This window comes from Herminiimonas fonticola, assembly GCF_003293745.1.
GTDB lineage: Bacteria > Pseudomonadota > Gammaproteobacteria > Burkholderiales > Burkholderiaceae_D > Oxalicibacterium > Oxalicibacterium fonticola.
Window position 1 is genome coordinate 1,359,729 of record NZ_PTLZ01000001.1, and the last position, 22,800, is coordinate 1,382,528.

Annotated in this window: 26 protein-coding genes; 24 read left to right on the top strand and 2 right to left on the bottom strand. The window is 50.5% G+C overall.

Features of this window, described 5'->3' with window-relative positions; translation table 11 throughout:
• The first annotated feature begins 493 nt into the window (after positions 1-493).
• The 4 genes from Hfont_RS06695 (at position 494) to Hfont_RS06710 (ending at position 3,668) form a co-directional block, all read left to right on the top strand.
• The gene (locus tag Hfont_RS06695; protein ID WP_112991493.1) at positions 494-1,513 is read left to right on the top strand and encodes an RluA family pseudouridine synthase; all 1,020 of its coding nucleotides are present in this window, start codon (positions 494-496) and stop codon (positions 1,511-1,513) included.
• A gap of 73 nt (positions 1,514-1,586) precedes the next feature.
• Positions 1,587-2,246, top strand: coding sequence for an HAD-IA family hydrolase (locus tag Hfont_RS06700; protein WP_112991494.1), 660 nt, complete (start codon positions 1,587-1,589; stop codon positions 2,244-2,246).
• Positions 2,247-2,251: 5 nt separating this feature from the next.
• Positions 2,252-2,623: a Rieske (2Fe-2S) protein gene (locus tag Hfont_RS06705; protein ID WP_112991495.1), complete on the top strand. Its 372-nt coding sequence runs from the start codon at positions 2,252-2,254 to the stop codon at positions 2,621-2,623.
• Between the two features lie 31 nt (positions 2,624-2,654).
• Entirely contained in the window at positions 2,655-3,668 is a 1,014-nt protein-coding gene (locus Hfont_RS06710; protein WP_112991496.1) for a S49 family peptidase, read from the top strand.
• 274 nt (positions 3,669-3,942) lie between these two features.
• On the opposite strand, the gene Hfont_RS06715 is transcribed toward Hfont_RS06710, so the two are convergent.
• Both Hfont_RS06715 and Hfont_RS06720 read right to left on the bottom strand, forming a co-directional pair.
• Positions 3,943-4,695, bottom strand: a complete 753-nt coding sequence (locus tag Hfont_RS06715; RefSeq protein ID WP_112991497.1) for an SAM-dependent methyltransferase — start codon at positions 4,693-4,695, stop codon at positions 3,943-3,945.
• Positions 4,696-4,744: 49 nt separating this feature from the next.
• Positions 4,745-5,359: a Maf-like protein gene (locus Hfont_RS06720; protein WP_112991498.1), complete on the bottom strand. Its 615-nt coding sequence runs from the start codon at positions 5,357-5,359 to the stop codon at positions 4,745-4,747.
• 106 nt (positions 5,360-5,465) lie between these two features.
• Between Hfont_RS06720 and Hfont_RS06725 the strand changes: the two genes are divergently transcribed.
• The 20 genes from Hfont_RS06725 (at position 5,466) to recO (ending at position 22,797) form a co-directional block, all read left to right on the top strand.
• Entirely contained in the window at positions 5,466-5,963 is a 498-nt protein-coding gene (locus Hfont_RS06725) for a YceD family protein (protein WP_112991499.1), read from the top strand.
• 120 nt (positions 5,964-6,083) lie between these two features.
• Complete coding sequence (rpmF, locus tag Hfont_RS06730; RefSeq protein WP_112991500.1) at positions 6,084-6,266, top strand: 50S ribosomal protein L32; 183 nt, start codon at positions 6,084-6,086, stop codon at positions 6,264-6,266.
• A gap of 147 nt (positions 6,267-6,413) precedes the next feature.
• A complete protein-coding gene (gene plsX, locus Hfont_RS06735; RefSeq protein WP_112991501.1) occupies positions 6,414-7,505 on the top strand; it encodes a phosphate acyltransferase PlsX in 1,092 nt (363 codons plus the stop codon).
• Positions 7,502-8,488 (top strand): beta-ketoacyl-ACP synthase III, encoded by a 987-nt coding sequence (locus tag Hfont_RS06740; protein ID WP_112991502.1) that lies wholly within the window; start codon positions 7,502-7,504, stop codon positions 8,486-8,488. Before plsX ends, Hfont_RS06740 begins: the two co-directional genes overlap by 4 nt.
• A 46-nt stretch (positions 8,489-8,534) precedes the next feature.
• Positions 8,535-9,467, top strand: a complete 933-nt coding sequence (gene fabD, locus Hfont_RS06745; RefSeq protein ID WP_112991503.1) for an ACP S-malonyltransferase — start codon at positions 8,535-8,537, stop codon at positions 9,465-9,467.
• The gene (gene fabG / locus Hfont_RS06750) at positions 9,467-10,213 is read left to right on the top strand and encodes a 3-oxoacyl-ACP reductase FabG (protein WP_112991504.1); all 747 of its coding nucleotides are present in this window, start codon (positions 9,467-9,469) and stop codon (positions 10,211-10,213) included. The genes fabD and fabG overlap by 1 nt, the downstream gene beginning before the upstream one ends.
• Positions 10,214-10,339: 126 nt before the next feature.
• Positions 10,340-10,582 carry an acyl carrier protein gene (gene acpP / locus Hfont_RS06755; protein ID WP_011871492.1) on the top strand — a complete coding sequence of 81 codons (243 nt, stop codon included), beginning with the start codon at positions 10,340-10,342 and terminating at the stop codon, positions 10,580-10,582.
• Positions 10,583-10,611: 29 nt separating this feature from the next.
• Complete coding sequence (gene fabF, locus Hfont_RS06760) at positions 10,612-11,853, top strand: beta-ketoacyl-ACP synthase II (RefSeq protein ID WP_112991505.1); 1,242 nt, start codon at positions 10,612-10,614, stop codon at positions 11,851-11,853.
• A 54-nt stretch (positions 11,854-11,907) separates the two neighbouring features.
• The gene (locus Hfont_RS06765) at positions 11,908-12,408 is read left to right on the top strand and encodes a protein YgfX (RefSeq protein WP_112991506.1); all 501 of its coding nucleotides are present in this window, start codon (positions 11,908-11,910) and stop codon (positions 12,406-12,408) included.
• Between the two features lie 96 nt (positions 12,409-12,504).
• A complete protein-coding gene (rpoE, locus tag Hfont_RS06770; protein ID WP_112991507.1) occupies positions 12,505-13,107 on the top strand; it encodes an RNA polymerase sigma factor RpoE in 603 nt (200 codons plus the stop codon).
• Positions 13,108-13,173: 66 nt separating this feature from the next.
• The gene (locus Hfont_RS06775) at positions 13,174-13,743 is read left to right on the top strand and encodes a sigma-E factor negative regulatory protein (RefSeq protein WP_112991508.1); all 570 of its coding nucleotides are present in this window, start codon (positions 13,174-13,176) and stop codon (positions 13,741-13,743) included.
• Positions 13,744-13,748: 5 nt separating this feature from the next.
• A complete protein-coding gene (locus tag Hfont_RS06780; RefSeq protein WP_112991509.1) occupies positions 13,749-14,780 on the top strand; it encodes a MucB/RseB C-terminal domain-containing protein in 1,032 nt (343 codons plus the stop codon).
• 46 nt (positions 14,781-14,826) lie between these two features.
• Positions 14,827-16,299: a DegQ family serine endoprotease gene (locus tag Hfont_RS06785; protein WP_112991510.1), complete on the top strand. Its 1,473-nt coding sequence runs from the start codon at positions 14,827-14,829 to the stop codon at positions 16,297-16,299.
• An 83-nt stretch (positions 16,300-16,382) separates the two neighbouring features.
• A complete protein-coding gene (locus tag Hfont_RS06790) occupies positions 16,383-16,622 on the top strand; it encodes a glutaredoxin family protein (protein WP_338322773.1) in 240 nt (79 codons plus the stop codon).
• Positions 16,623-16,805: 183 nt separating this feature from the next.
• Positions 16,806-18,599 (top strand): translation elongation factor 4, encoded by a 1,794-nt coding sequence (gene lepA, locus Hfont_RS06795; protein WP_112991512.1) that lies wholly within the window; start codon positions 16,806-16,808, stop codon positions 18,597-18,599.
• On the top strand, positions 18,596-19,519 hold the full coding sequence (gene lepB, locus Hfont_RS06800) for a signal peptidase I (RefSeq protein ID WP_112991513.1): 924 nt from the start codon (positions 18,596-18,598) through the stop codon (positions 19,517-19,519). Before lepA ends, lepB begins: the two co-directional genes overlap by 4 nt.
• Positions 19,520-19,541: 22 nt before the next feature.
• Entirely contained in the window at positions 19,542-19,943 is a 402-nt protein-coding gene (locus tag Hfont_RS06805) for a DUF4845 domain-containing protein (protein WP_338322770.1), read from the top strand.
• 19 nt (positions 19,944-19,962) lie between these two features.
• The gene (gene rnc / locus Hfont_RS06810) at positions 19,963-21,006 is read left to right on the top strand and encodes a ribonuclease III (RefSeq protein WP_112991514.1); all 1,044 of its coding nucleotides are present in this window, start codon (positions 19,963-19,965) and stop codon (positions 21,004-21,006) included.
• A complete protein-coding gene (gene era, locus Hfont_RS06815; protein WP_112991515.1) occupies positions 21,003-21,905 on the top strand; it encodes a GTPase Era in 903 nt (300 codons plus the stop codon). The genes rnc and era overlap by 4 nt, the downstream gene beginning before the upstream one ends.
• 106 nt (positions 21,906-22,011) lie before the next feature.
• Complete coding sequence (gene recO / locus Hfont_RS06820; RefSeq protein ID WP_421800989.1) at positions 22,012-22,797, top strand: DNA repair protein RecO; 786 nt, start codon at positions 22,012-22,014, stop codon at positions 22,795-22,797.
• The last annotated feature ends 3 nt before the right edge of the window (positions 22,798-22,800 follow it).

Genomic DNA, 22,800 nt, shown 5'->3' on the forward strand with positions numbered 1-22,800 from the left:
GGGATGTACGCGGGGCAGGAGTGCTTGGGGAGGGAATTGCCTTGGTGTGTGATACTTAGCGCAGACGCGCTGTATTCACAACGGGGCGCGGATGCAGGAAAACGGATGCCGAGCGCTCACTAGCTCCGCATCGTGCGCGTCGAATAAATCGAGCGCAACGAAAGTCGCGGGTGGTGAACACAGTGCTTGAGCCATATAAAACATAGGCAAAATCGGCAAACAGTTTAACTACATCAACCAGCAAGCTTTCCATTAAACGGCGAGCTTGCCGGACTTTATCCTAACGATCCAAACATTCTTGACCAACACCCTTGCGCGTTATCCGATTACAACAACGGTGCAACCTTGACTCGCACAGGGGCGGTGCATACACATCTTTTCCATCGAATTTGCAAATTGGCGAGGCCGATGGAGACGCCCCTGTGTAGAATGTGCTTTTTATTCTTACACCAGCAATGGTTTGTGACCATTGCGAAACGATTATATATTCAAAATGAAGGACTTAGCGAGATTTTCAGGGAAACAGGCTGAAATGCCATCACCCACCCACTCGTCACAGGTTCAATCCCAAGTTCCGGTCCAAGTTCAGCTTGTCACTATTTCCGAAGAAGAAGCCGGCCAGCGCATAGATAACTATTTGTTACGTGTTTGCAAAGGCGTGCCAAAAAGCCATATCTACCGCGTGTTGCGTTCGGGAGAAGTGCGCGTCAATAAAGGCCGTATTGATCAAACCTATCGTTTGGCCGAAGGCGATATTATTCGCATCCCGCCGATTCGGATTGCCGAAAAAGCACCATCGACCGCTCCCGGCGCAGAATTCAAGATATTGCTGGAAGATAATCACTTATTGGTTATCGACAAGCCGGCCGGCGTTGCAGTGCATGGCGGCTCCGGCGTCAGTTATGGTGTGATTGAACAGTTGCGCGCTGCGCGCCCGGATGCGAAATTTCTTGAGCTGGTGCATAGACTTGACCGTGATACATCCGGTGTTTTGGTCTTGGCCAAAAAACGCTCGGCATTGACAAATTTGCATGAGCAGATACGTGGCGGCGAGCCGGACAAGCGCTATTTAGTATTAGTGCATGGCGATTGGAAGAACACGCGCCAGCATATTAAATTACCTTTGCATAAGTATTCGACGGCAGATGGCGAGCGACGCGTTCGCGTGCAGGCTGATGGCATGGAGTCGCATACGATCTTCAATCTGATCCAGCGTTATGGCGAATTCGCCTTGCTGGAAGCGGAATTGAAAACTGGTCGCACGCACCAGATACGCGTGCATCTTGCCTCAAGTGGTTTTGCGATTGCCGGCGATGACAAATATGGTGATTTTGCATTGAACCGTGATTTGCAAAAAGCTGATGGCGAGCGCGTCGCGTTAAAACGTATGTTTCTGCACGCACACCAAATTACCTTCATTCATCCTGAGAGCGGCAAGCCGGTGACGCTGAATGCGCCGTTGCCGCCAGAATGCGAACGCTTCCTCAAGAGCTTGAAAAAGACATCCAGCTAATTAAATTAATCGCGGGCTGTTAAAGGCTCATAGATATCGGAAAAGGAGTTGGCAGCGCGTGCTGTCAGGCTACATGGCAAGAAAGCAATTTGACCTCATCGTTTTCGATTGGGACGGCACCTTGATGGATAGCACGGCGGTGATCGTCAACTGTATACAAGCAGCAGCCAAGGATCTTGGTTTGCCTATCCCGGACAAAAAGGCAGCGTCGCATGTTATCGGGCTGAGTTTGCAGAATGCGATGGAAGTGGCGATGCCGGGCATAGATCCAAAATATTATCCGCGCATGGTTGAGCGTTATCGCTACCACTACTTGAATCAGGATGGTGGCTTGGTTCTGTTTGATGGTGTGCGCGAGATGCTGAGTGATTTGTCGCAACAAGGTTATTTTCTGGCGGTTGCAACCGGCAAAAGTCGCGTCGGTTTGAATCGCGCGCTGGATGCATCCAAATTGTTGTCGCTATTTGATGCAACGCGCTGTGCCGACGAAACTTTTTCCAAGCCGCATCCGGCGATGTTGCAAGAGCTGACACGCGAATTGGGGCAGGATATGAAACGTACCGTCATGGTAGGCGACACCACGCATGATTTATTACTGGCGCAAAACGCCGGTGCATCCGGTGTTGCAGTGCATTACGGCGCGCATACACCAGCAGAATTGCAGGTACTTAATCCGCTGTATGCTGCCAATTCGGTTTCCGAATTGCATGTCTGGCTGGATGCAAACGGATAAAGAAATTGACTACCGAGCTGATTCCCATTTGTGATGCGAGTGCACTTGAGGAGCGCGGCAAAGGCGTGCGCTTCCCTGTCACGGCAGGTGGCGAAGATGCAACCGGTTTTGTCGTCAGATTCAGCGGCCTTGTCCGCGGGTACTTGAATCGTTGCGCGCATGTGCCTATGGAACTGGATTGGAATGAAGGCGATTTTTTTGAATCCAGTGGTTTGTATCTGATCTGTGCCACGCATGGCGCAGTCTATGCGCCAGAAACCGGTCGTTGTGAAGGTGGTCCTTGTCGTGGCCGTAGTTTGCGACGCATTGAAATCACGGAAAAAGATAATCAGGTATTCTGGCAGCCAGACGAATATGTAAGACCGGCGCGAGCATAAGCAGCGACGAAAAAACAGTGATGACACAAACATGAGCAACGATAACGATCAAACAAATCAATCTCCGTCCTGGCAGCAGGCTGTAACGCCAAGCGCAGCCGCACCTAAAAAAGAAGGTTGGGAACGAGAAGTACTGGAGAAACTGGCCTTTGCAACCATCAGAGAACAACGCGCACGCCGCCGCTGGGGAATTTTCTTTAAATTTGTCACCTTGACCCTGATCGCATTCGCATTGTGGACCAGCTTCGGACCTAGCGTGAGTGATATGGAAAACGTCGGGCCGCATACGGCGCTAATCAAGATTGATGGCACCATCGAAGCCAAGGGGGCTGGCGATGCAGAAAGCGTGATTACTGCGTTAACAAAAGCGTATACAGATCCTGGTTCGGTCGGCCTTATTTTGCAAATCAACAGCCCTGGTGGCAGTCCGGTGCAAGCCGGCATCATCAACGATGAGATCACCCGTTTGCGCAAGCAATATCCGAAGAAGCCTTTGTATGTCGTCGTGAATGAAATTTGTGCATCCGGCGGTTATTACATCGCGGTAGCTGCTGATCGCATTTACGTTAACAAAGCCAGTATCGTCGGCTCGATCGGCGTATTGATGGATGGCTTTGGTTTTACCGGCACGATGGAAAAACTGGGTGTCGAACGTCGCTTGCTGACAGCCGGTGAGAACAAAGGCTTCATGGATCCATTCAGCCCGCAAAGCGAAAAACAAAAATTGTATGCCTTGGGCATGCTGGATGAGATCCACCAGCAATTTATTGACGTGGTACGCAAAGGTCGCGGCAAGCGCTTGAAAGAAACGCCGGAAATTTTCTCCGGTTTGTTCTGGAGCGGCGCGAAGTCAGTTGAGCTTGGACTGGCTGATGGCTTCGGCACAGTCGAGAGCGTGGCGCGTGAAGAATTCAAGTCAACCAACATCGTTGACTACACGCAACGCGAAGGTTTGTCGGATCGGGTCTTGAGAAAATTTGGCGCTGCAGCAGGCGCATCGGCAGTCAAGACTTTCGCTCTGGAAATGACACCTAGTCTTAAATAATTTGCTTTATTGAAATGGAAGAAAAAGATTTTTCTCTCATTCGAAAAATCGGCTTGTAATTTAATTGCCGTTGACTATATTGTTAGTGCGTTACCGACATCTGAAGGTGTGAATGCAACAACGTCTGCAACTACTAAGTTGTAACCGCTCGCATTTTGGTGGCGTGTCGTAGTAAAAAACAGTAGGTCTTTTGACCTCTCCTCATGCTTCCTTCGGAAGCAGGCAAAACGGCGGTGAAACACCGTCGTTTTGCGTTTACGTGTTCATTTCTTACTTACTCTGCAAGCAGCAAAAACACGGTTGGCTTTTTATGAAAATCCGGTGTCTTGCCGGATGCGCATTCGGCTTTCCATTTTGCTGCTGTTTTAGTTTGAATTTGTTCGGATGGCAGAGTCAGATCGGTTGCTACGCTGATCAAGGTATTGGCGTTGCAAGTGGCTGCCAGTGTTTCCAGCATGCCTGCATTGCGATACGGTGTTTCGATAAAAAATTGAGTTTGCTTTTCTGCGCGCGAACGTTCTTCAAGTTGCTTGATGCGCTTGATACGTGCGGCAGCATCGATAGGCAAATACCCGTTAAACGCAAAATTCTGCCCGCTCAAGCCGCTAGCCATCACAGCGAGTAGTAAAGACGAAGGGCCGACTAAAGGTTTGACTTGAATACCTTGTGCATGGGCAAGGCGCACTAGATTAGCACCCGGATCTGCAACCGCCGGGACGCCCGCTTCGGAAATCAATCCTGCATCTTGTCCAACCAAGATCGGCTCCAGTAATGCAGGTAAATTCTTTGCATCAGTATTGACGTTCAGTTCCGCGATATGAATTTCCTGTATCGATTTTGCGAGAGTATTGCGTGTCCCTATCAATTTGAGAAAAGCACGTGTGGTCTTGGCGTTTTCCGCAATGAAATAATCGAGCTTGGCCGTCAGCAACTGTACTTCGGTTGGAATGATGTGCGCGAGTGGATCGACGCCATCAATTTCAGTTTGACCTAGGGTGTTGGGGATGAGATAAAGGATGCCGGGCATGTGCTGGTTTATATGAGTATGGATAAATGCGTGGCTGAAATAGAGCTTCTTAAGCGCCGAAAAAACCAAGGCCGGCCCGTCGTAACATGGCTGTCAGTGTAATCAGGGGGAGGCCGGTTAATGCGCTTGGGTCGCTGCTTTCAATTCTTTCGATGATGGCGATGCCCAAGCCTTCGTTTTTTGCACTTCCAGCACAATCATATGGCTGCTCTATACGTAAATAGGCATCGAGTTCGGCATCCGGTAAATCTCGAAAGGTCACAAAAGTCTGGATGTTTTCCAGCTGGATTTGCGGCGAAGTAGTGTCGATACGTGAGTCAAACAGACATAAGGCAGTATGAAATACCACTTTGCGGCCGCGCATTTTCTGCAATTGCTTGAGCGCGTTTTCGTGGGTGCCGGGTTTGCCAATTTGTTCGCCATCCAGGGTTGCGACTTGATCGGAGCCAATTACCAGCGAGTTCGGGCTTCTTAGTCCTATAACGGTGGCTTTTTCTTGCGCTAACCGTAAAGCCGTTGCGTCTGGTGACTCATTTTCTGCAGGTGTTTCATCTATATCCGGCACCATCACGTCGAACGGAAGGTGTAGACGGGATAGCAACTCTTTGCGATAAATCGAGCTGGAGCCGAGTATTAGTCGAGGTTGAGGGGATGGAGAAGGCATTATTTGATGTTTATTTGAATGACCGCTCAATAAAAGTGCTCTAACACTTTGACGAATAAAGGAAAAGCCTGTTATTATCGCAGGTTTTCCGGGTTCAGCTAAGCCTATGAGCGCTTTTGTAATCGATGCCTTCGAGTTCAGTCGGCTTAAAGAGCGGCGTGAGGGCGATGTTTCTATCGCCGATATGGCAAGACTCTCCGCCGAGTCCGTGAATAAATCCGCATCGTTGCATTGGACTTTGCAAGGCGGTGCAGACTCACTGAATCATCCGCAATTGATCCTGACTGTTTCGGGCGAGATTGAGTTGATGTGCCAGCGTTGCATGACGCCACTGAAGTTTGCGGTTGAGTCAGAGTCTGTATTGATTCTCGCGAAAACCGATGAGCGTGCGGATGAAATCGACATTTTGCTGGCAGATGATACGGTTGACGTCATTGTCGGTTCGAAGGCCATGAATGTCATGGAGCTGATTGAAGATGAAGCTTTGCTGGCGATACCGCTGGCGCCCAAGCATGATATTTGTCCTGGCAATGCGGTACTGGATGATTTGATGAGTACAAAGAAAGCGTCGCCTTTCGATGTGCTTAAAGGTTTGAAGCAATAGAATTTACGGTCGCGGCTGTCTGAGCGGGCGGTTTGTAATTTGTAGTAAAGATTGTCGGTTTGCGGTGAGTTTGCAAACTGAATGTGTTAGAATTTTAGAACTTAAGGTTTAGGAGTTATCATGGCTGTTCAGCAAAATAAAAAGACACCGTCGAAACGCGGTATGCATCGTTCGCACGACTTCCTGGTTGCTCCGCAACTGAGCGTTGAGCAAACCACGGGTGAAACGCATCTGCGTCACCACATCAGCCCAAACGGCTTTTACCGTGGTCGTAAAGTACTGAAAACCAAAAACGACGAATAATTTGTTTGTCGTTCTGGCGAAGAAAGCGGCGCGATGAGTGTAAACTTTGCGCCGTTTTTTCATGTGCCGAGACAGCACGGTGCGTCATTTTGAATCAAGCCAAGTTTGGCCCATAATTGCGGCTAGAGTGAGGCACGAGTCAAGCCAATGACAATAAAAATATCCATAGACTGCATGGGTGGCGATCACGGCCCCGCAGTTACTATTCCCGCCGCCATTTCGTTTGTCGAAAGCGAGCCAGACGCCGAGCTTATTTTAGTCGGGCTGGGAGATCAGCTTTTGGCTGAACTAAAAAAGCACAAGGCAAGCGAGCATCCGCGTCTGTCGGTCGTTAACGCGACTGAAGTTGTGACGATGGACGACACCCTTGAAGTTGCATTGCGTCGCAAGAAGGATTCTTCTATGCGTGTGGCAATCAATCTCGTCAAGCAAGGTCAGGCTGACGCGTGTGTCTCCGCTGGTAATACGGGCGCCTTGATGGCGATTTCTCGTTACGTGTTGAAGACGATTCCAGGTGTTGATCGTCCTGCCATCTGCAGTATTCTCCCCAATCAAAAAGACGGTCCGACCTACATGCTCGATCTCGGCGCCAATGTCGATTGCGAGCCGCAGCATTTGCATCAATTTGCATTGATGGGTTCTGCGCTGGTATCGGCGATGGAAGGCAAACCGAAACCAACAGTCGGTTTGTTGAATGTTGGTGAAGAAGATATCAAGGGCAACGACATCGTCAAGCAGACGGCTGTATTGCTACGCGCGGACCATGAGCGCGGCACCTTGAATTTTTACGGTAACGTCGAAGGCAACGATATCTTTAAAGGTACGACGGATATCGTCGTGTGCGACGGCTTTGTCGGCAATGTGACCTTGAAGGCATCGGAAGGCCTGGGACGTTTTGTGAAAAGCGTTTTGACTACCGAGTTCAAGAGGACTCCGCTGACTATGCTTGGTGCCCTGATTGCGCGTCCGGCATTGAAAGCAATTTCACAACGTTTGAATCCTTCCCGCTACAATGGCGGCAGCTTGCTGGGACTACGCGGCTTGGTATTCAAAAGCCATGGCGGAGCGGATGCCTATGGTTATCAATGGGCGATCAAGCGCGCTTTCGATGCGGCCAAATATGATGTGCTGGCGCGTATTTCGACAAAAATCGCTGATCTGATGCCGCAATCGGCATTGACGGCGTCTTCCGAAAATCCAGTTACCGCAACAGAAAAAACAGAACAGAAAACCGCATGACTCTCTATAGCAAAATTATCGGTACCGGCAGTTTTCTGCCGCCTAACCGGGTGACGAATCAGGACTTAATAGAACGGCTTGCTCTCGATGGCATAGAAACATCCGATGAATGGATCGTTTCTCGTAGCGGGATTTCCGCGCGCCATTACGTCGGTGCAGATATGCAGTCTAGCGATCTGGCGGTTGAGGCTGCAAAACGCGCGCTGGACATGGCCCAATTGGCGGCTAATGATATCGACCTGATTATTCTGGCTACCTCGACGCCTGATTTTTTCGGTGGTTTCCCAAGCACTGCATGCGTGGTGCAACGCAAGTTGGGTATCACGAATGGCTGTGCCGCCGTCGATGTGCAGGCGGTGTGCAGCGGTTTCGTGTATGCGCTTGCGACAGCTGATAAATTCATCAAGTCTGGCTCACATAAAAACGTTTTGGTGATTGGTGCTGAAGTATTTTCGCGCATCATCGATTTCAAGGATAGAACGACTTGCGTGCTGTTTGGCGACGGCTCCGGTGCTGTCGTCATGACTGCTTCTGATGAACCAGGTGTGCTGGCGACCAAGCTGCATGCAGACGGTAGTTATGGCGATATTCTTTGCGGACCTGGAAGAATCAGCAATGGCGTGCTTGAAGGCAGCGCGTTCATGTACATGGATGGTCAGGCAGTATTCAAGCTGGCAATCGGATTGCTGGATAAAGTCGCCAATGAAGCTTTGCAACTTGCAAATATGAATGCATCCGAAGTCGACTGGATAGTCCCGCACCAAGCGAACATTCGCATCATGCAAGGCACTGCGAAAAAACTTGGCCTCAGCATGGATAAGATGATTGTGACGGTTGATCAGCATGGCAACACATCTGCCGCATCGATTCCACTGGCACTTGATGTCGGCGTGCGCGATGGTCGTATCAAGCCAGGTCAGAACGTCATGATGGAAGGCGTGGGCGGCGGCTTTACCTGGGGTGCCGTGCTGGTACGCATGTAATTCTGTTTTCGCGTCAATCTGTTGATCATTCAAATTAAAAAATAACATGAGCAAATTCGCATTCGTTTTTCCGGGGCAAGGGTCGCAAGCGATCGGTATGTTGAACGGCTTTGCCGACAACCTTGTGGTGCAACAAACTCTGGCAGAAGCATCGGACGCATTGCAGTTCGATCTGGCCAAGTTGATTGCTGAAGGTCCCAAAGAAGAACTCGATCTGACTACCAACACCCAGCCTGTGATGTTGACAGCAGCAGTTGCGATGCATCGTGCATGGATAGCTGCTGGTGGTAAAACACCGGTGCTGGTCGCAGGTCATAGCCTGGGCGAATATTCTGCGTTGGTTGCTGCTGGTGTGATTGCATTCAAGGATGCAGTGCCGCTGGTGCGTTTTCGTGCCAAGGCCATGCAGGAGGCTGTTCCTGTCGGTCAAGGCGGCATGGCAGCGATTCTCGGTTTGTCGGATGCAGATGTGCTTGCCGTATGTGCAGAAGCAGCGCAGGGCGACGTGGTCGAAGCGGTTAACTTCAATGCACCAGCTCAAGTCGTGATTGCAGGACACAAGGCAGCAATTGAACGTGCTTGCGAGATTGCCAAAGCCAAAGGCGCGAAGCGCGCACTGGTGCTGCCGGTTTCTGCGCCTTTCCATTCATCCTTGCTGAAGCCAGCTTCGGATCGTTTGCGTGAATACCTGGCTGGAGTGGCTTTCAGTGCTCCGCAAATTCCATTGATCAATAACGTCGATGTCGCAATTGTCAGCGATGTGGATGGCATCAAGGATGCACTGGTGCGTCAGGCTGCGAATCCGGTACGTTGGGTTGAATCGGTGCAAAAAATGGCTGCTGAAGGCGTGACAGATGTGGTTGAATGCGGCCCAGGTAAAGTGCTGGCCGGTTTGACTAAACGTATCAATGGCGAACTCACGGGGCACGCAATTGTCGATCAAGCGTCGCTGGACGCTGTCTTGGAGCTTTTGAAATAATGACTACAGTTGATTTGACGGGCCAAGTTGCCCTGGTAACCGGAGCTTCGCGCGGTATTGGCCGTGCTATTGCAGTTTCATTGGCGAAGCAGGGCGCCAAAGTAATCGGTACCGCAACGTCGGAAGCCGGCGCGGTGGCGATTTCGGAATATCTTGCCGATGGCGGTAAAGGCGTCGTACTGGATGTTAATGACGCGACACGTTCAGTCGCATTGATAGATGAAATTCAAAAAGAATTCGGTGTAGCTGTCACCATCCTCGTCAACAATGCCGGGATTACACAAGATCAATTAGCCATGCGCATGAAGGATGATGAATGGGATAGCGTGATCGCTACCAATCTGACATCGGTAGGGCGTTTGTCGCGCGCTGTTCTGCGTGGCATGATGAAGGCCAAACATGGCCGCATCATTAACATTACCTCGGTTGTGGGCTCTGCCGGCAATGCCGGCCAAATGAATTATGCTGCTGCCAAGGCAGGCGTTGCCGGCATGAGCCGCGCGCTGGCTCGCGAGATCGGCAGCCGTAATATCACTGTCAATTGCGTAGCGCCTGGTTTTATCGATACCGATATGACCAAAACGCTGAGCGAACAACAAATTACTGCCTTGCTGCAACAAGTTCCGTTGGGACGTTTAGGCATGCCTGAAGACATTGCATCTGCTGTCAGCTTCCTTGCATCCCCGCAAGCGAGTTACATTACGGGTACCACCTTGCATGTCAACGGCGGTATGTACATGAGTTAAAGTTGTAATTAGGTACTTTTGGCTGAAGTTTCAGCTTTCTTGAAGACAAAAGCTAAAAGTGAATTTTCGGTGCGCAAATCTGCTAAAATGCGCGCACTTTCTGTAACCACTCATTGGAGTTAAAACATGTCGGATATCGAACAACGCGTTAAGAAAATCGTCGCTGAACAACTGGGCGTCGCCGAAGCAGATATCAAAATTGAATCGTCGTTTGTTGACGATCTGGGTGCCGATTCGCTCGACACCGTTGAACTCGTGATGGCACTCGAAGACGAATTCGAAATGGAAATCCCTGACGAACAAGCTGAGAAAATCACTACTGTGCAGCAGGCGATTGATTACGCCAAGGCACACGTCAAAGCCGCCTAAGTTTTGTTGAACGACTCCAGGAGAATTGCTTGAGCCGCTCTAGTAAACGTCGTGTCGTAGTCACTGGTCTAGGTTGTGTTTCTCCCGTTGGTAACAATGTTGCTGATGCATGGAATGCCATCCTTGCAGGACAATCCGGTATTGCTACCATCACCAAGTTTGATGCGACTCCTTTCAGCACGCACTTTGCTGGAGAAGTAAAAAACTTCAATATCGAGGATTACATTCCTGGTAAAGAAGCGCGTCACATGGATACATTCATCCATTACGGCGTGGCAGCGGGCATGCAAGCCTGGCAGGATAGCGGACTGGTTGTCACCGAAGAAAATGCCGAGCGTATCGGCGTCATCGTCGGTTCCGGTATCGGTGGTTTGCCGCTGATCGAGAATACGCATGCTGAACTGGTTAATCGCGGCCCACGCCGTATCAGCCCGTTCTTTGTGCCTGCTTCGATCATCAACATGATCTCCGGCCATCTGTCGATCACTTATGGTCTTAAAGGGCCGAATCTGGCGATTGTGACTGCATGTACTACCGGTTTGCATTCGATAGGCGCTGCCGGTCGCATGATTGAATACGGTGATGCGGATGTCATGATTGCAGGTGGTGCAGAATCGACCCTTTCGCCTTTGGGCCTGGGTGGTTTCGCCTCGGCTCGTGCGCTGTCTTCGCGCAATGATGATCCGGCGACAGCTTCTCGTCCATGGGACAAGGATCGTGATGGTTTCGTGCTTGGTGAAGGTGCCGGTGTCATGGTGCTGGAAGAGTATGAACATGCAAAAGCACGTGGCGCGAAAATCTATGCAGAGTTGCTTGGCTTCGGTATGAGTGGCGATGCTTACCATATCACTGCGCCGAACATGGATGGTCCACGTCGCAGTATGGTCAATGCCTTGAAGAATGCGGAAATCGCAGCCGATCAAGTGCAATACCTGAATGCGCATGGCACATCGACCCCGTTGGGCGATAAAAATGAAACAGATGCAGTGAAAGCCGCATTTGGCGCGCATGCGAAAAAATTGACTGTGAATTCGACCAAGTCGATGACCGGTCATTTGCTTGGCGGCGCGGGTGGTCTGGAGTCGGTGTTCACAGTTCTCGCACTACATCATCAGATTTCTCCGCCAACGATCAATATCCTCAATCAGGATCCGGAATGCGATCTCGATTACTGTGCCAATACGGCGCGCGAGATGCCGATTCAGTACGCCATGAAAAATAACTTCGGTTTTGGCGGTACGAACGGTACCCTGGTTTTTGGTAAAGCCTGATAAAAATCCGGTCACCTTCACAGGTTGACCGGATTTTTTACTTCATTCCCCCACATGTCTATCGCGGTCTCTGCCGTGATTCAACCATCCAGACTCCTGCTTGCACTGGTTGGCGGGATGAGTACAATTTTATTGAGTATTGCCGCTCTGATTGCGACTGACTCGATTGGAAATCTGTCACTGTCAGCAAGAATTGTTTTGGCGGGACTATGCGCGAGCGTTGCGATCACTGCATTTTCTCGTGCAATGTTCCGCAAAACCAAATATGTAATTCACATCTCGGGAACCGGCCAGATTCGTTTGGCTACCGAGAAGAGAAATGAACAAGCCATTGCCGACAGTGCTGCAGAGAGTGAGCTTGTTCATCTGTTGCCGGTATCGACAATATGGTCAGGTTTGCTCCTCTTGCATTTGCAAAATGAACGGCAGCACACTATGGTTTTAACGATTTTGCCTGATATGGTTTCTGCGGAAAATTTTAGAGCTTTGCTGATAGCCTGTCGCTGGATCGTGTTACGCCATGCAGATGCAGCAGAGCCCGATATTCGGCATTAAGCCAAGAATTAATTCTGGAATTTTTGAACCAATCATGTTTCGCTTAGTCAATAATGCGAACCGCGTGCGTGTTGCAAAATAACAAGGGAATTGGGATTGACGACAGAACGCGAAATTGATCAGCTACTTGTCGAACGTGTACAACGTGGCGACAAAAAAGCTTTCGAGCTGTTAGTGATCAAATACCAACGGAAGTTAATGCGACTGGTGTCGCGGCTTGTTCGCGACCAGGCTGAGGCTGAAGACGTGGTGCAGGAAGCGTTCATCAAGGCGTATCGTGCATTGCCGCAGTTTCGCGGCGATTCAGCCTTTTATACCTGGCTTTATCGCATCGGAATCAACACTGCAAAAAATTATCTGGTCACACAAGGTCGTCGTGCACCGACATCAACTGAAGCAGATGTCGAAGAAGCAGAAACTTTTGACGACGGAGACCGCCTAAGAGATATCAACACGCCAGAATCGTTATTGGCAACAAAGCAAATCGCGCAGACTTTGAATACGGCGATGGACGAGTTGCCGGAAGAATTACGCATGGCGATTACATTGCGAGAGATCGAAGGGTTAAGTTACGACGAGATTGCCGAATCGATGGGTTGCCCTATCGGTACGGTGCGTAGCCGGATATTCCGGGCACGCGAGGCTATCTCGGAAAAATTAAGGCCGCTGTTGGATACGGCACTCGATAAACGTTGGTGAAAAATAAATAAAGAAGTACTTTTTGCTGCAAATATAGGGGTAAGCCTTAATTTTTTCGAGGTAGTGATGAATACGATGAATATGACGCGTGAACAGATTTCAGCTTTTGCTGACAACGAATTGTCCGATGGACATCTCGATGTCACCTTGGCGGCTTTACGTCAGCAAGAAGGACGTGATACATGGAATCTTTATCATCAAATCGGTGATGCTTTGCGTTCCGACGATTTGAACGCGCAAGTGAATACTGATTTGACCTCCCGCATATTTGCCAGTCTGGATGCGGAGCCGACCATTATGGTGGCGGCAAAACAGCGCGTGCCCGTCGCCAAGCAGGATGTGATGAAGCGTTTTGCAATGCCGGGTATGGCGGTTGCTGCGGTTGCAGTCGCTGCATTCCTGACTGTGCCGCAGATGATGACGCAAAATGCACCGGTGATTGCATCCAACCCAGCGCCTATCGTGCTGGCCTCGGCTACGCCTGACAAAGTAACGGTTGCCAGCCAGGACGGCGACGTCTTGCGTGATCCGCGCATCGACGAGTATCTGTTGGCGCACCAGCGCTTTTCCCCTTCGGTTTACAGCACTGCGCAATATGCACGTTCAGCTACGTTTGCTGTTGACTCTGATAAGTAATTGACATGCGGCAGACATTCGGAATTTTCAGGCTCGTCTTTCTTTTCTCCAGCGTCATTGCGTTTGCTGCACAGGTAACTGCCCGTGCAGAAAGTGTTGAGCCATTAACAGCTCAACACGATACGCAAGCCTGGTTGAAGAAAATCCAGTCATCGGCGCAAAAGTTGAACTACTCGGGTACCTTTGTTTATCAACAGGGTAATCAGGTTCGCACGTCGCGTATCACGCACATTCTGAATGGCAAGAACGAAGTCGAAAAACTTGAAATTCTCGATGGCAAACCACGTGAATACATACGTAACAATGAAGAAATTGTTTGCTATGTGCCTGAAAGTAAATCGATACGCATAGAAAAGCGTGTGACGAAGGATGTGTTCCCGGCAATTCTGGGTGCTCATCCGAACGAGCTGGCCGAGCATTACAAGCTGAAGATGGGCGAGACTGGTCGTGTTGCGGGCTTCGATTGCCAAGCCATCATTTTGGAGCCGAAAGACAAGCTGCGTTACGGCTACAAACTGTGGGCAGAAAAATCGACAGGTCTTTTGCTCAAGGCGCAAACCATCAACGAGAAAAACGATGTAGTCGAACAGATCGCCTTTACGCAATTGGTCATCGGCCATATCGATGCCAGCCGTGTCAAACCAAGTGTCAAGAATACTCAGGGTTGGCGCGTAGAGAACGCAGTGATGAGCGAGACCAATCTTTCCGGCTGGTCCGTCAATGCAATGCCTGCAGGTTTCAAGAAGGTGCGTGAAATGAAGCGCCTGATTACGGATACGCCGGCAAGTGCAGCAGCAGAAAATGCGTCGCCAACCCAGCGCGAAGTATCGCAAATTGTTTATTCCGATGGCCTGGCTGCGATTTCCGTCTTTATCGAACCGGCTTCGCAAAGTCGTACCGAAGGTTCAATGCAGCAGGGCGCGATGAATATTGTCGGTAAGCGGCATGGAGAGTATTGGTTGACGGTTGTCGGTGAAGTACCGGCGTCGGCCATCAAGCAGGTTGCCAATTCGATTGAATTGAAAGCGCAGCCCTAATTCTTTGTTAGATTCTTAATCAGGCTTTTGTGAGTGTATGAAAACAATGTTCATTGTTCAGAAAAAACTGTCTGCTGTTTTGCTTGCTGTTGCGAGCACATTTCTAATTCCTGCCGTATCTGGTTTGACACCATCTGCGATGGCTGCGGCATCGGTGGCCGGCTTGCCCGACTTTACCGATCTGGTTGAAAAAACCGGAGCGGCGGTCGTCAATATTCGTACTACTGAAAAAGCCAAGGTCAGTCAAGGCAATGCGGCGAGCGAAGATGAAGAGATGCAGGAATTTTTCCGCCGCTTCTTCGGTGCTCCAATTCCTCCGCGCCAGCAGCCTGCACCACGTGGTCGTAATAAACCAGACGCTGATGCGGATGAAGAAGTACCGCGCGGCGTAGGCTCGGGTTTCATCATTTCTGCTGACGGCTATGTAATGACAAATGCGCATGTTGTCGAGGGTGCAGACGAGGTGTATGTCACGTTGACTGACAAGCGCGAATTCAAGGCAAAAATCATCGGTGCTGACAAGCGTACTGATGTGGCGCTAGTCAAGATTGAAGGCAGCAACCTGCCGCGTCTGACTGTCGGTGATTCAAACAAGATTCGGGTCGGTGAATGGGTGATCGCTATCGGTTCACCGTTTGGTCTGGACAACACAGTGACTGCCGGTATTGTTTCTGCCAAGGCGCGCGATACAGGTGAATACCTGCCGTTGATTCAAACCGACGTTGCGGTTAATCCGGGCAACTCGGGTGGTCCGCTGATCAATATGCGCGGCGAAGTAATCGGTATCAACTCGCAAATTTACAGTCGCTCCGGTGGTTACATGGGCATTTCATTTGCGGTACCTATGGATGAGGCGATGCGCGTCTCCGATCAGTTGCGCGCAAGCGGAAAAGTAACGCGCGGCCGCATCGGTGTACAGATCGGTGAAGTGACAAAAGACGTTGCGGAATCCCTGGGTCTTACGCGTGCACAAGGTGCATTGGTGCAGCGTGTAGAAACCGGTGGCCCGGCTGAAAAAGGCGGCATTGAAGCTGGTGACGTGATCCTGAAATTCAACGGCGCCAATATCGAACGTGCCAGCGATTTGCCGCGCATGGTTGGTAGTACCAAGCCAGGTACACGTTCGACGATAACCGTGTGGCGCAAAGGTGCGATGCGTGATTTGCCATTGACGATTACTGAACTGGAACCGGAAAAAGTTGCACAAAAAACCGAGAAAAAAGCCAAGGTCGAGCAGGTAGCGAATACCCTGGGTTTGATTGTCAGCGATCTCACTGCCGCACAAATCAAGGAGCTGAAAATTGACGGCGGCATTGTTGTTGAATCGGCCGAAGGTTCGGCGGCACGTGCAGGTTTGCGTGCAGGCGATATTCTTTTGCGATTGAATAACACCGATATCAAGGATGCTCGTCAATTCAATGCATTGGTGGCAAAACTGGATGTGAAGAAAACGACCTTGCTGCTGGTGCGTCGTGGCGACTCTTCGCAATTCGTGACGGTTAAGCCGCACGCACAATAAGATAATCTTCAAGAAAAAGGCTGCCTGCTGAAAAGCTTGCAGCCTTTTCTTTTAAGCGGAATCCATCCTTGATTCATTTCACTTTGTACTCACGAACTTACTGTCATTTGTGTGACGACATGCTGGCCGCATTACGTGCGCTGGAAATTGTTGAGCCAATGTCCATCGCGGTGATCGATGTTGATGCAGACGAGGCGCTGGTCGCCAAGTATGATGAATTGGTTCCGGTGCTGCTTGCCAGCAAGGATGAGCAAGCGGCGCAGCAGCTTTGCCATTATTTTCTGGATGAGGCGGCAGTACGTACGTTTGTTGCCCGCGTTTGAGTATGGCGCGGCAAGCATGCACTGTGCACATTTTTACCTGGGTAGTTGGCAGAGCCGGAATTGTTGGGCTTTCCCCTCTGAAATCCGGTAAAATGCCGGGGCCGTCATCCCTCTGTAACAAGGCGCTCGCTCGGGGAAAACATCCCAGCATAGAGCGCTTTTTTTGTAATTGTCACTTGGTTAATGAACAACATTCGCAATTTCTCCATCATCGCCCATATCGACCACGGTAAATCGACACTTGCCGACCGCATTATTCAATTGTGCGGCGGTTTATCCGATCGAGAAATGGAAGCGCAAGTCCTTGATTCCATGGATCTCGAGCGCGAGCGTGGCATTACGATCAAGGCGCAGACCGCAGCGTTGTCGTACAAGGCGCGCGATGGCAAGGTTTATAACCTGAACCTGATCGATACACCGGGTCACGTCGATTTCAGCTACGAAGTCAGCCGCTCGCTGTCCGCCTGCGAAGGTGCACTGCTGGTGGTCGATGCCTCGCAAGGTGTGGAAGCGCAGACGGTAGCAAACTGTTATATGGCGCTGGATCTGGGCGTAGAGGTGGTGCCAGTTCTCAACAAGATTGATTTGCCGAATGCCGATCCACCGGCTGCGATTGCCGAGATCGAGGACGTGATCGGTATTGACGCGACGGATGCAGTGCAATGCTCGGCAAAAAGCGGCTTGGGCGTAGCTGATGTACTTGAGTCGCTGATCGCCAAGGTGCCACCACCTAAGGGCGACCCGGATGCGCCCTTGCAAGCGCTGATCGTCGATTCATGGTTCGACAACTATGTCGGCGTGGTGATGCTGGTACGTGTGGTCAACGGCACCCTGAAACCGAAAGAAAAAATTCTGCTGATGGCGAGCGGTTCGGTCAATCTGGTCGAAAACATAGGCGTCTTTGCGCCGCGCTCGGTATCGCTGCCGACTTTGTCAGCCGGGCAGGTAGGTTTCATCATCGCCGGCATCAAGGAATTGAAGGCTGCCAAGGTTGGCGATACCGTCACGCTGGCCAGCCGTCCGGCCGCTGAAGCGCTGCCAGGCTTCAAGGAAGTGCAGCCGCAAGTGTTTGCCGGCCTGTTCCCGGTCGAAGCGAATCAGTACGACGCACTGCGCGATTCGCTGGAAAAATTAAAATTGAACGATGCGGCTTTGATGTACGAGCCTGAAGTATCGCAAGCGCTGGGCTTCGGTTTCCGTTGCGGCTTCCTCGGCTTGTTGCACATGGAAATCGTGCAAGAGCGCCTCGAGCGTGAATTCGACATGGACCTCATCACGACGGCGCCTACCGTTGTGTATGAGGTGATCATGGGCGATGGCAGCCTGATCAAGGTAGACAACCCATCCAAAATGCCTGAGCCGTCCAAGATTGAAGAAATCCGCGAGCCTATCGTCACCGTCAATCTGTACATGCCGCAGGAGTATGTTGGCTCTGTCATCACGCTGTGTATTGCCAAACGTGGCGTACAGATGGACATGAGCTACCACGGCCGTCAGGTGAAGCTGGTGTACGAAATGCCGATGGCTGAAATCGTGCTCGATTTCTTCGATAAATTGAAATCGACGTCGCGCGGCTACGCGTCTATGGATTACGAGTTCAAGGAATATCGTGCCTCGGATGTGGTCAAGGTCGACATGCTGATCAACAGCGAAAAAGTCGATGCGCTCGCCATCATTGTGCATAGATCGAACAGCCAGTACCGCGGACGTCAGGTCGCGGCCAAGATGCGTGAACTGATTCCGCGCCAGATGTTCGACGTCGCGATCCAGGCGACCATCGGTGCAAATATTATCTCGCGCGAAAACGTCAAGGCCTTGCGCAAGAACGTGTTGGCAAAATGTTATGGCGGCGATATCAGCCGCAAGAAAAAACTGCTGGAAAAGCAAAAAGCCGGTAAGAAACGCATGAAGCAAGTGGGCTCCGTCGAGATCCCGCAGGAAGCGTTTTTGGCAATTCTACAAGTGGACGATAAATGACATTGCAAGATCTGTTGGGCAATTTTTCACTGATCCTTTTCATCCTGACGGTAGGGACCGGCATCGTCTGGGTGCTGGATGTTTTTTATCTGGCGAAAAAACGCCGCGCCCATGCGGATGCGGTATTGGCTGAATTCGATGCGCGTAATGCCAAACTGGCAGGCGAGGGTGTCAAGCCGGATAACAATGGCCGCGCCGCGTTGCAAGCCAGCCTGATGCGCCAACCGACCTGGATAGAGTATTCAGGTAGCTTTTTCCCGGTGATTGCATTGGTATTCGTCTTGCGCTCCTTCCTGTATGAGCCGTTCAAGATTCCATCGACATCGATGGTGCCGACGCTGCAGGTTGGCGACCTGATTCTGGTGAATAAATATACTTACGGTATCCGCCTGCCTATTCTGAATAAAAAAGTGATCGAAGTGAACGACCCGCAGCGCGGTGACGTCATGGTCTTCAAATACCCGGAAAACATGACGCTGGATTACATCAAGCGCGTGGTCGGCGTTCCTGGCGACACGGTGACTTATCGTAACAAGCGCCTGATTGTTAATGGTGCGCAAGTTTCTTACAAGGCATTGCCTGATTATCTGGATGAAGAGACACTCAGTTATTCGAAGTTGCTGACTGAAAATCTGAACGGTGTGGCGCATCAAATACTGAATAATCCACGTGCGCCGTCCTATGTATCGAATCCGCATGATTTCCCGAATCGCGATTTGTGTACCTACGACGCAGAAGGATTTACCTGTAAAGTCCCGGCTGGACAATATTTCATGATGGGCGATAATCGGGATAACAGTCTGGATAGCCGCTATTGGGGCTTCGTACCAGACAAGAATATTGTCGGAAAAGCATTTTTTGTATGGTTGAATTTGAGTAATTTCCCGAATAATCTTGGTCGCATCGGCAGTTTTGAATAATCATAGTCAGGAGCGCGAGTAGATGGCAAACATGACATTGGCAGCACATATGCATCGTAAGCAAAAGGGTGTCACCCTGGTTGGATTGATTCTGGTGCTGGCGATCATTGGCTTGATTGCAGTACTTGCGATGAAAGTGACGCCGACTGTGACAGAATACTTTTCGATCAAAAAAGCAATCGGCAGCGTCAAGGCAGTTGGCGGCGGGATTCCTGAAATGCGTGCTGCATTCAACCGTCAGGCTGAAGTTGGCTACATTGATGCCATCAGCGGCCAGGATCTGGAAATTCTGAAAAATGGCGATGATGTGGAAATCAATTTCGCGTATCAGAAGATTATTCCGCTCGTGGGGCCCGTCAGTTTGATGATCGATTACGCTGGCTCAACCAACGAAAACAGATTGAAGAAAAAAGCGGCACCTTAAGGTAAGAATCGATAGAAAAATGGATGTAACGTTATTGCAAAATCGGCTAGGCCACACGTTCAAGGATGCTGTATTGCTGCAGCAGGCCTTGACGCATCGCAGCCATAGTAGTGTGCATAACGAACGCCTCGAGTTTCTTGGTGATTCCATTTTGAACTGCGTGGTTGCTTCTTTATTGTTCGATCGTTACAGCAAAATCGATGAAGGCGATTTGTCGCGCCTGCGTGCCAATCTGGTCAAACAACAATCCTTGTATGAAATCGCACAGCGTCTGGAATTGTCGCAGTTTTTGCGTCTGGGTGAAGGTGAATTGAAATCAGGCGGCTTTCGTCGCCCATCGATTTTGGCTGATACGCTGGAAGCATTATTTGGCGCGATTTTCCTCGATGCCGGTTTCAATGCTGCGCGCGATGTGATTCGTTCACTTTATATTCCGATACTCGATAGCGTCGATCCAAAAACGCTGGGCAAGGATGCAAAAACCTTGTTGCAGGAATATCTGCAAGGCAAAAAAATCGCACTGCCGCAATACAATGTCGTGGCCACGCATGGCGCCGCACACAATCAGGAATTTGAAATTGAATGTCTGGTGCCCAAGCTGGATATTCAGGTATTCGGCACTGGCGGTAGCCGCCGCGCAGGCGAGCAGGCAGCAGCCAAACTCGCGTTGGACGCAGTGCAGGCCGCATTGGTAAAAACGCCAGGTTCCAGCCGCAAAAGCAAGCCGCGTACCGCACAATTGAAGTTGGCCGGCATTGCCACCGTACAGCCGGATGCACCACTGGATGAAGTCAAGCCTGCATCCAAGGCCTCATCCAAGCTTGATGCGAAAAATGCCAAGGCCGATGCGAAAGCTGAAGCTGAAGCTGAAGCGAAGCTGAATATCAAATCAGATCATGTATCCGATGGCCAAAAAAGCCTGATTGCCGAAGCCGACCTTGTGCCAGCTTCAGTGACCGCTCCAGCAACAACCGTATCTAAATCTATATCCGATACACCATCGTCTGCAGCAGATGATGTCGTAAAAAAATCCTCTACCACTTCCCATTCCAAAATTGCATGACTGAATCCACCGCACTGTCTCACTTTCGATGCGGTTATATCGCGATCGTCGGTCGTCCTAACGTCGGCAAATCGACCTTGATGAATGAGCTGATAGGCGCCAAGGTCAGCATTACATCGCGCAAGGCGCAAACCACACGCCATCGCATCACTGGTATTCAAACCATAGAAGATGCGCAGTTCGTGTATGTTGATACGCCAGGTTTTCAGACTCGTCACTCGAATGCGCTGAACAAGACTTTGAATCGCACGGTGACGACTACGCTCACCGCATCTGATGTGATTTTGTTTGTAATCGAAGCCGGTACTTTCGGCCAGGCCGATCAGCAAGTGCTGGATCTGATTCCAAAAAATGTGCCGTGCATATTAGTGATCAATAAATCGGATCGCGTCAAAGACAAAGCAGTGCTGTTGCCGTTTGCGCAGCAAATCGCAGCCAAGCGCGACTTTACTGCAGTCGTACCTGTATCAGCTAAATTGCGTTTTCAGCTCGACAATCTGCAAGGCGAAATCAAAAAATACCTGCCGGAAAATCCACCGGTTTTTGGTGAAGACGACATCACTGATCGCAGCGAGAAATTTCTTGCCGCTGAAATCGTGCGTGAAAAATTATTCCGCTTTGTTGGTGACGAGTTGCCATACACCAGTACAGTACTGATCGAAAAATTTGAACTTGAAGGCAATCTGCGCCGTGTCTTTGCCGCGATCCTGGTGGAGCGCGATACGCATAAATCCATGGTCATCGGTAACAAGGGTGAGCGTCTGAAGGATATCTCCACTCAGTCCCGCCTCGACATGGAGCGTCTGTTCGGCGGTCCGGTCTACCTGGAAATCTGGGTCAAGGTCAAATCCGGTTGGGCCGATAACGAAGCCGGTTTGCGCGCATACGGCTACGAATAAAATCGATTTAAAGATGACTGCACTCATCGCCGACGTCAATTCTTTGTCCCGTACTTCCGATGAAGAAAAGTCGGTGGTGCATGCCAATGATGTCGGTTCTTCTATCATGTCAGCCACATCTTCGACAACATCAGCATCCACACCAAAAGCTGCACCGCGTCGCACGCGCTCTATTGAAAAAGACATACGCATTGCCGATCAACCCGGTTTTGTGCTGCACAGTTATCCCTACAAAGAAACCAGCCTGATCGTCGACGTTTTTTCACGTGACCACGGACGCATTGCGCTGGTCGCCAAAGGTGCCAAGCGTCCTCATTCCAAATTGCGCGGTGTATTGCAAACTTTTCAGCCTCTGTCTGTAGGCTGGAGCGGCAAAGCGGAAGTACGCACACTGACCGCCGCAGAATGGGTAGGCGGACTTTTACCGTTGGAAAAATCGGCCTTGTTGTGCGGTTTTTATTTGAACGAATTGCTAGTTAAATTGCTGGCGCGTGACGATCCTCATCCTGCGCTATTCGATCATTACGTCAGTGCCTTGAATCAGCTGGCACATGACGAGCCGCCGGCCATCGTTTTGCGTAAATTTGAGCGCGCACTGTTGAAAGAAACCGGTGTCTCCGGCAGCTGGCAGATTTGTACAGCGACCCGCAATCCCTTGATCGCTGACATTAATTACGTCATTGATCCTGAACGCGGCCCTCGTCCGGCACGCGCTTCAGATATCTGGCCTCAGGTTGCCGGCAAGACCTTGCTGGATATGGAAAGCGAAGATTACAGCCATGCGACCACGCAAATGCAAAGCAAATTTCTGATGCGCTTTTTACTCGCGCATCATTTGAATGGCGCGCCCCTGAACACGCGCCAGATATTGATAGACCTGTTGCAGCTATAACGG

Coding starts and splice junctions, on each gene's coding strand:
- lepA (WP_112991512.1), top strand. CDS start 16,806: ATGAACAACATTCGCAATTTCTCCATCATCGCCCATATCGACCACGGT.
- Hfont_RS06700 (WP_112991494.1), top strand. CDS start 1,587: ATGGCAAGAAAGCAATTTGACCTCATCGTTTTCGATTGGGACGGCACC.
- Hfont_RS06785 (WP_112991510.1), top strand. CDS start 14,827: ATGTTCATTGTTCAGAAAAAACTGTCTGCTGTTTTGCTTGCTGTTGCG.
- Hfont_RS06740 (WP_112991502.1), top strand. CDS start 7,502: ATGACTCTCTATAGCAAAATTATCGGTACCGGCAGTTTTCTGCCGCCT.
- plsX (WP_112991501.1), top strand. CDS start 6,414: ATGACAATAAAAATATCCATAGACTGCATGGGTGGCGATCACGGCCCC.
- acpP (WP_011871492.1), top strand. CDS start 10,340: ATGTCGGATATCGAACAACGCGTTAAGAAAATCGTCGCTGAACAACTG.
- rpmF (WP_112991500.1), top strand. CDS start 6,084: ATGGCTGTTCAGCAAAATAAAAAGACACCGTCGAAACGCGGTATGCAT.
- Hfont_RS06765 (WP_112991506.1), top strand. CDS start 11,908: ATGTCTATCGCGGTCTCTGCCGTGATTCAACCATCCAGACTCCTGCTT.
- Hfont_RS06805 (WP_338322770.1), top strand. CDS start 19,542: ATGGCAAACATGACATTGGCAGCACATATGCATCGTAAGCAAAAGGGT.
- Hfont_RS06780 (WP_112991509.1), top strand. CDS start 13,749: ATGCGGCAGACATTCGGAATTTTCAGGCTCGTCTTTCTTTTCTCCAGC.
- Hfont_RS06715 (WP_112991497.1), bottom strand. CDS start 4,695: ATGCCCGGCATCCTTTATCTCATCCCCAACACCCTAGGTCAAACTGAA.
- era (WP_112991515.1), top strand. CDS start 21,003: ATGACTGAATCCACCGCACTGTCTCACTTTCGATGCGGTTATATCGCG.
- rnc (WP_112991514.1), top strand. CDS start 19,963: ATGGATGTAACGTTATTGCAAAATCGGCTAGGCCACACGTTCAAGGAT.
- Hfont_RS06725 (WP_112991499.1), top strand. CDS start 5,466: ATGAGCGCTTTTGTAATCGATGCCTTCGAGTTCAGTCGGCTTAAAGAG.
- recO (WP_421800989.1), top strand. CDS start 22,012: ATGTCAGCCACATCTTCGACAACATCAGCATCCACACCAAAAGCTGCA.
- lepB (WP_112991513.1), top strand. CDS start 18,596: ATGACATTGCAAGATCTGTTGGGCAATTTTTCACTGATCCTTTTCATC.
- Hfont_RS06775 (WP_112991508.1), top strand. CDS start 13,174: ATGAATACGATGAATATGACGCGTGAACAGATTTCAGCTTTTGCTGAC.
- fabD (WP_112991503.1), top strand. CDS start 8,535: ATGAGCAAATTCGCATTCGTTTTTCCGGGGCAAGGGTCGCAAGCGATC.
- Hfont_RS06720 (WP_112991498.1), bottom strand. CDS start 5,359: ATGCCTTCTCCATCCCCTCAACCTCGACTAATACTCGGCTCCAGCTCG.
- Hfont_RS06695 (WP_112991493.1), top strand. CDS start 494: ATGAAGGACTTAGCGAGATTTTCAGGGAAACAGGCTGAAATGCCATCA.
- Hfont_RS06710 (WP_112991496.1), top strand. CDS start 2,655: ATGAGCAACGATAACGATCAAACAAATCAATCTCCGTCCTGGCAGCAG.
- fabG (WP_112991504.1), top strand. CDS start 9,467: ATGACTACAGTTGATTTGACGGGCCAAGTTGCCCTGGTAACCGGAGCT.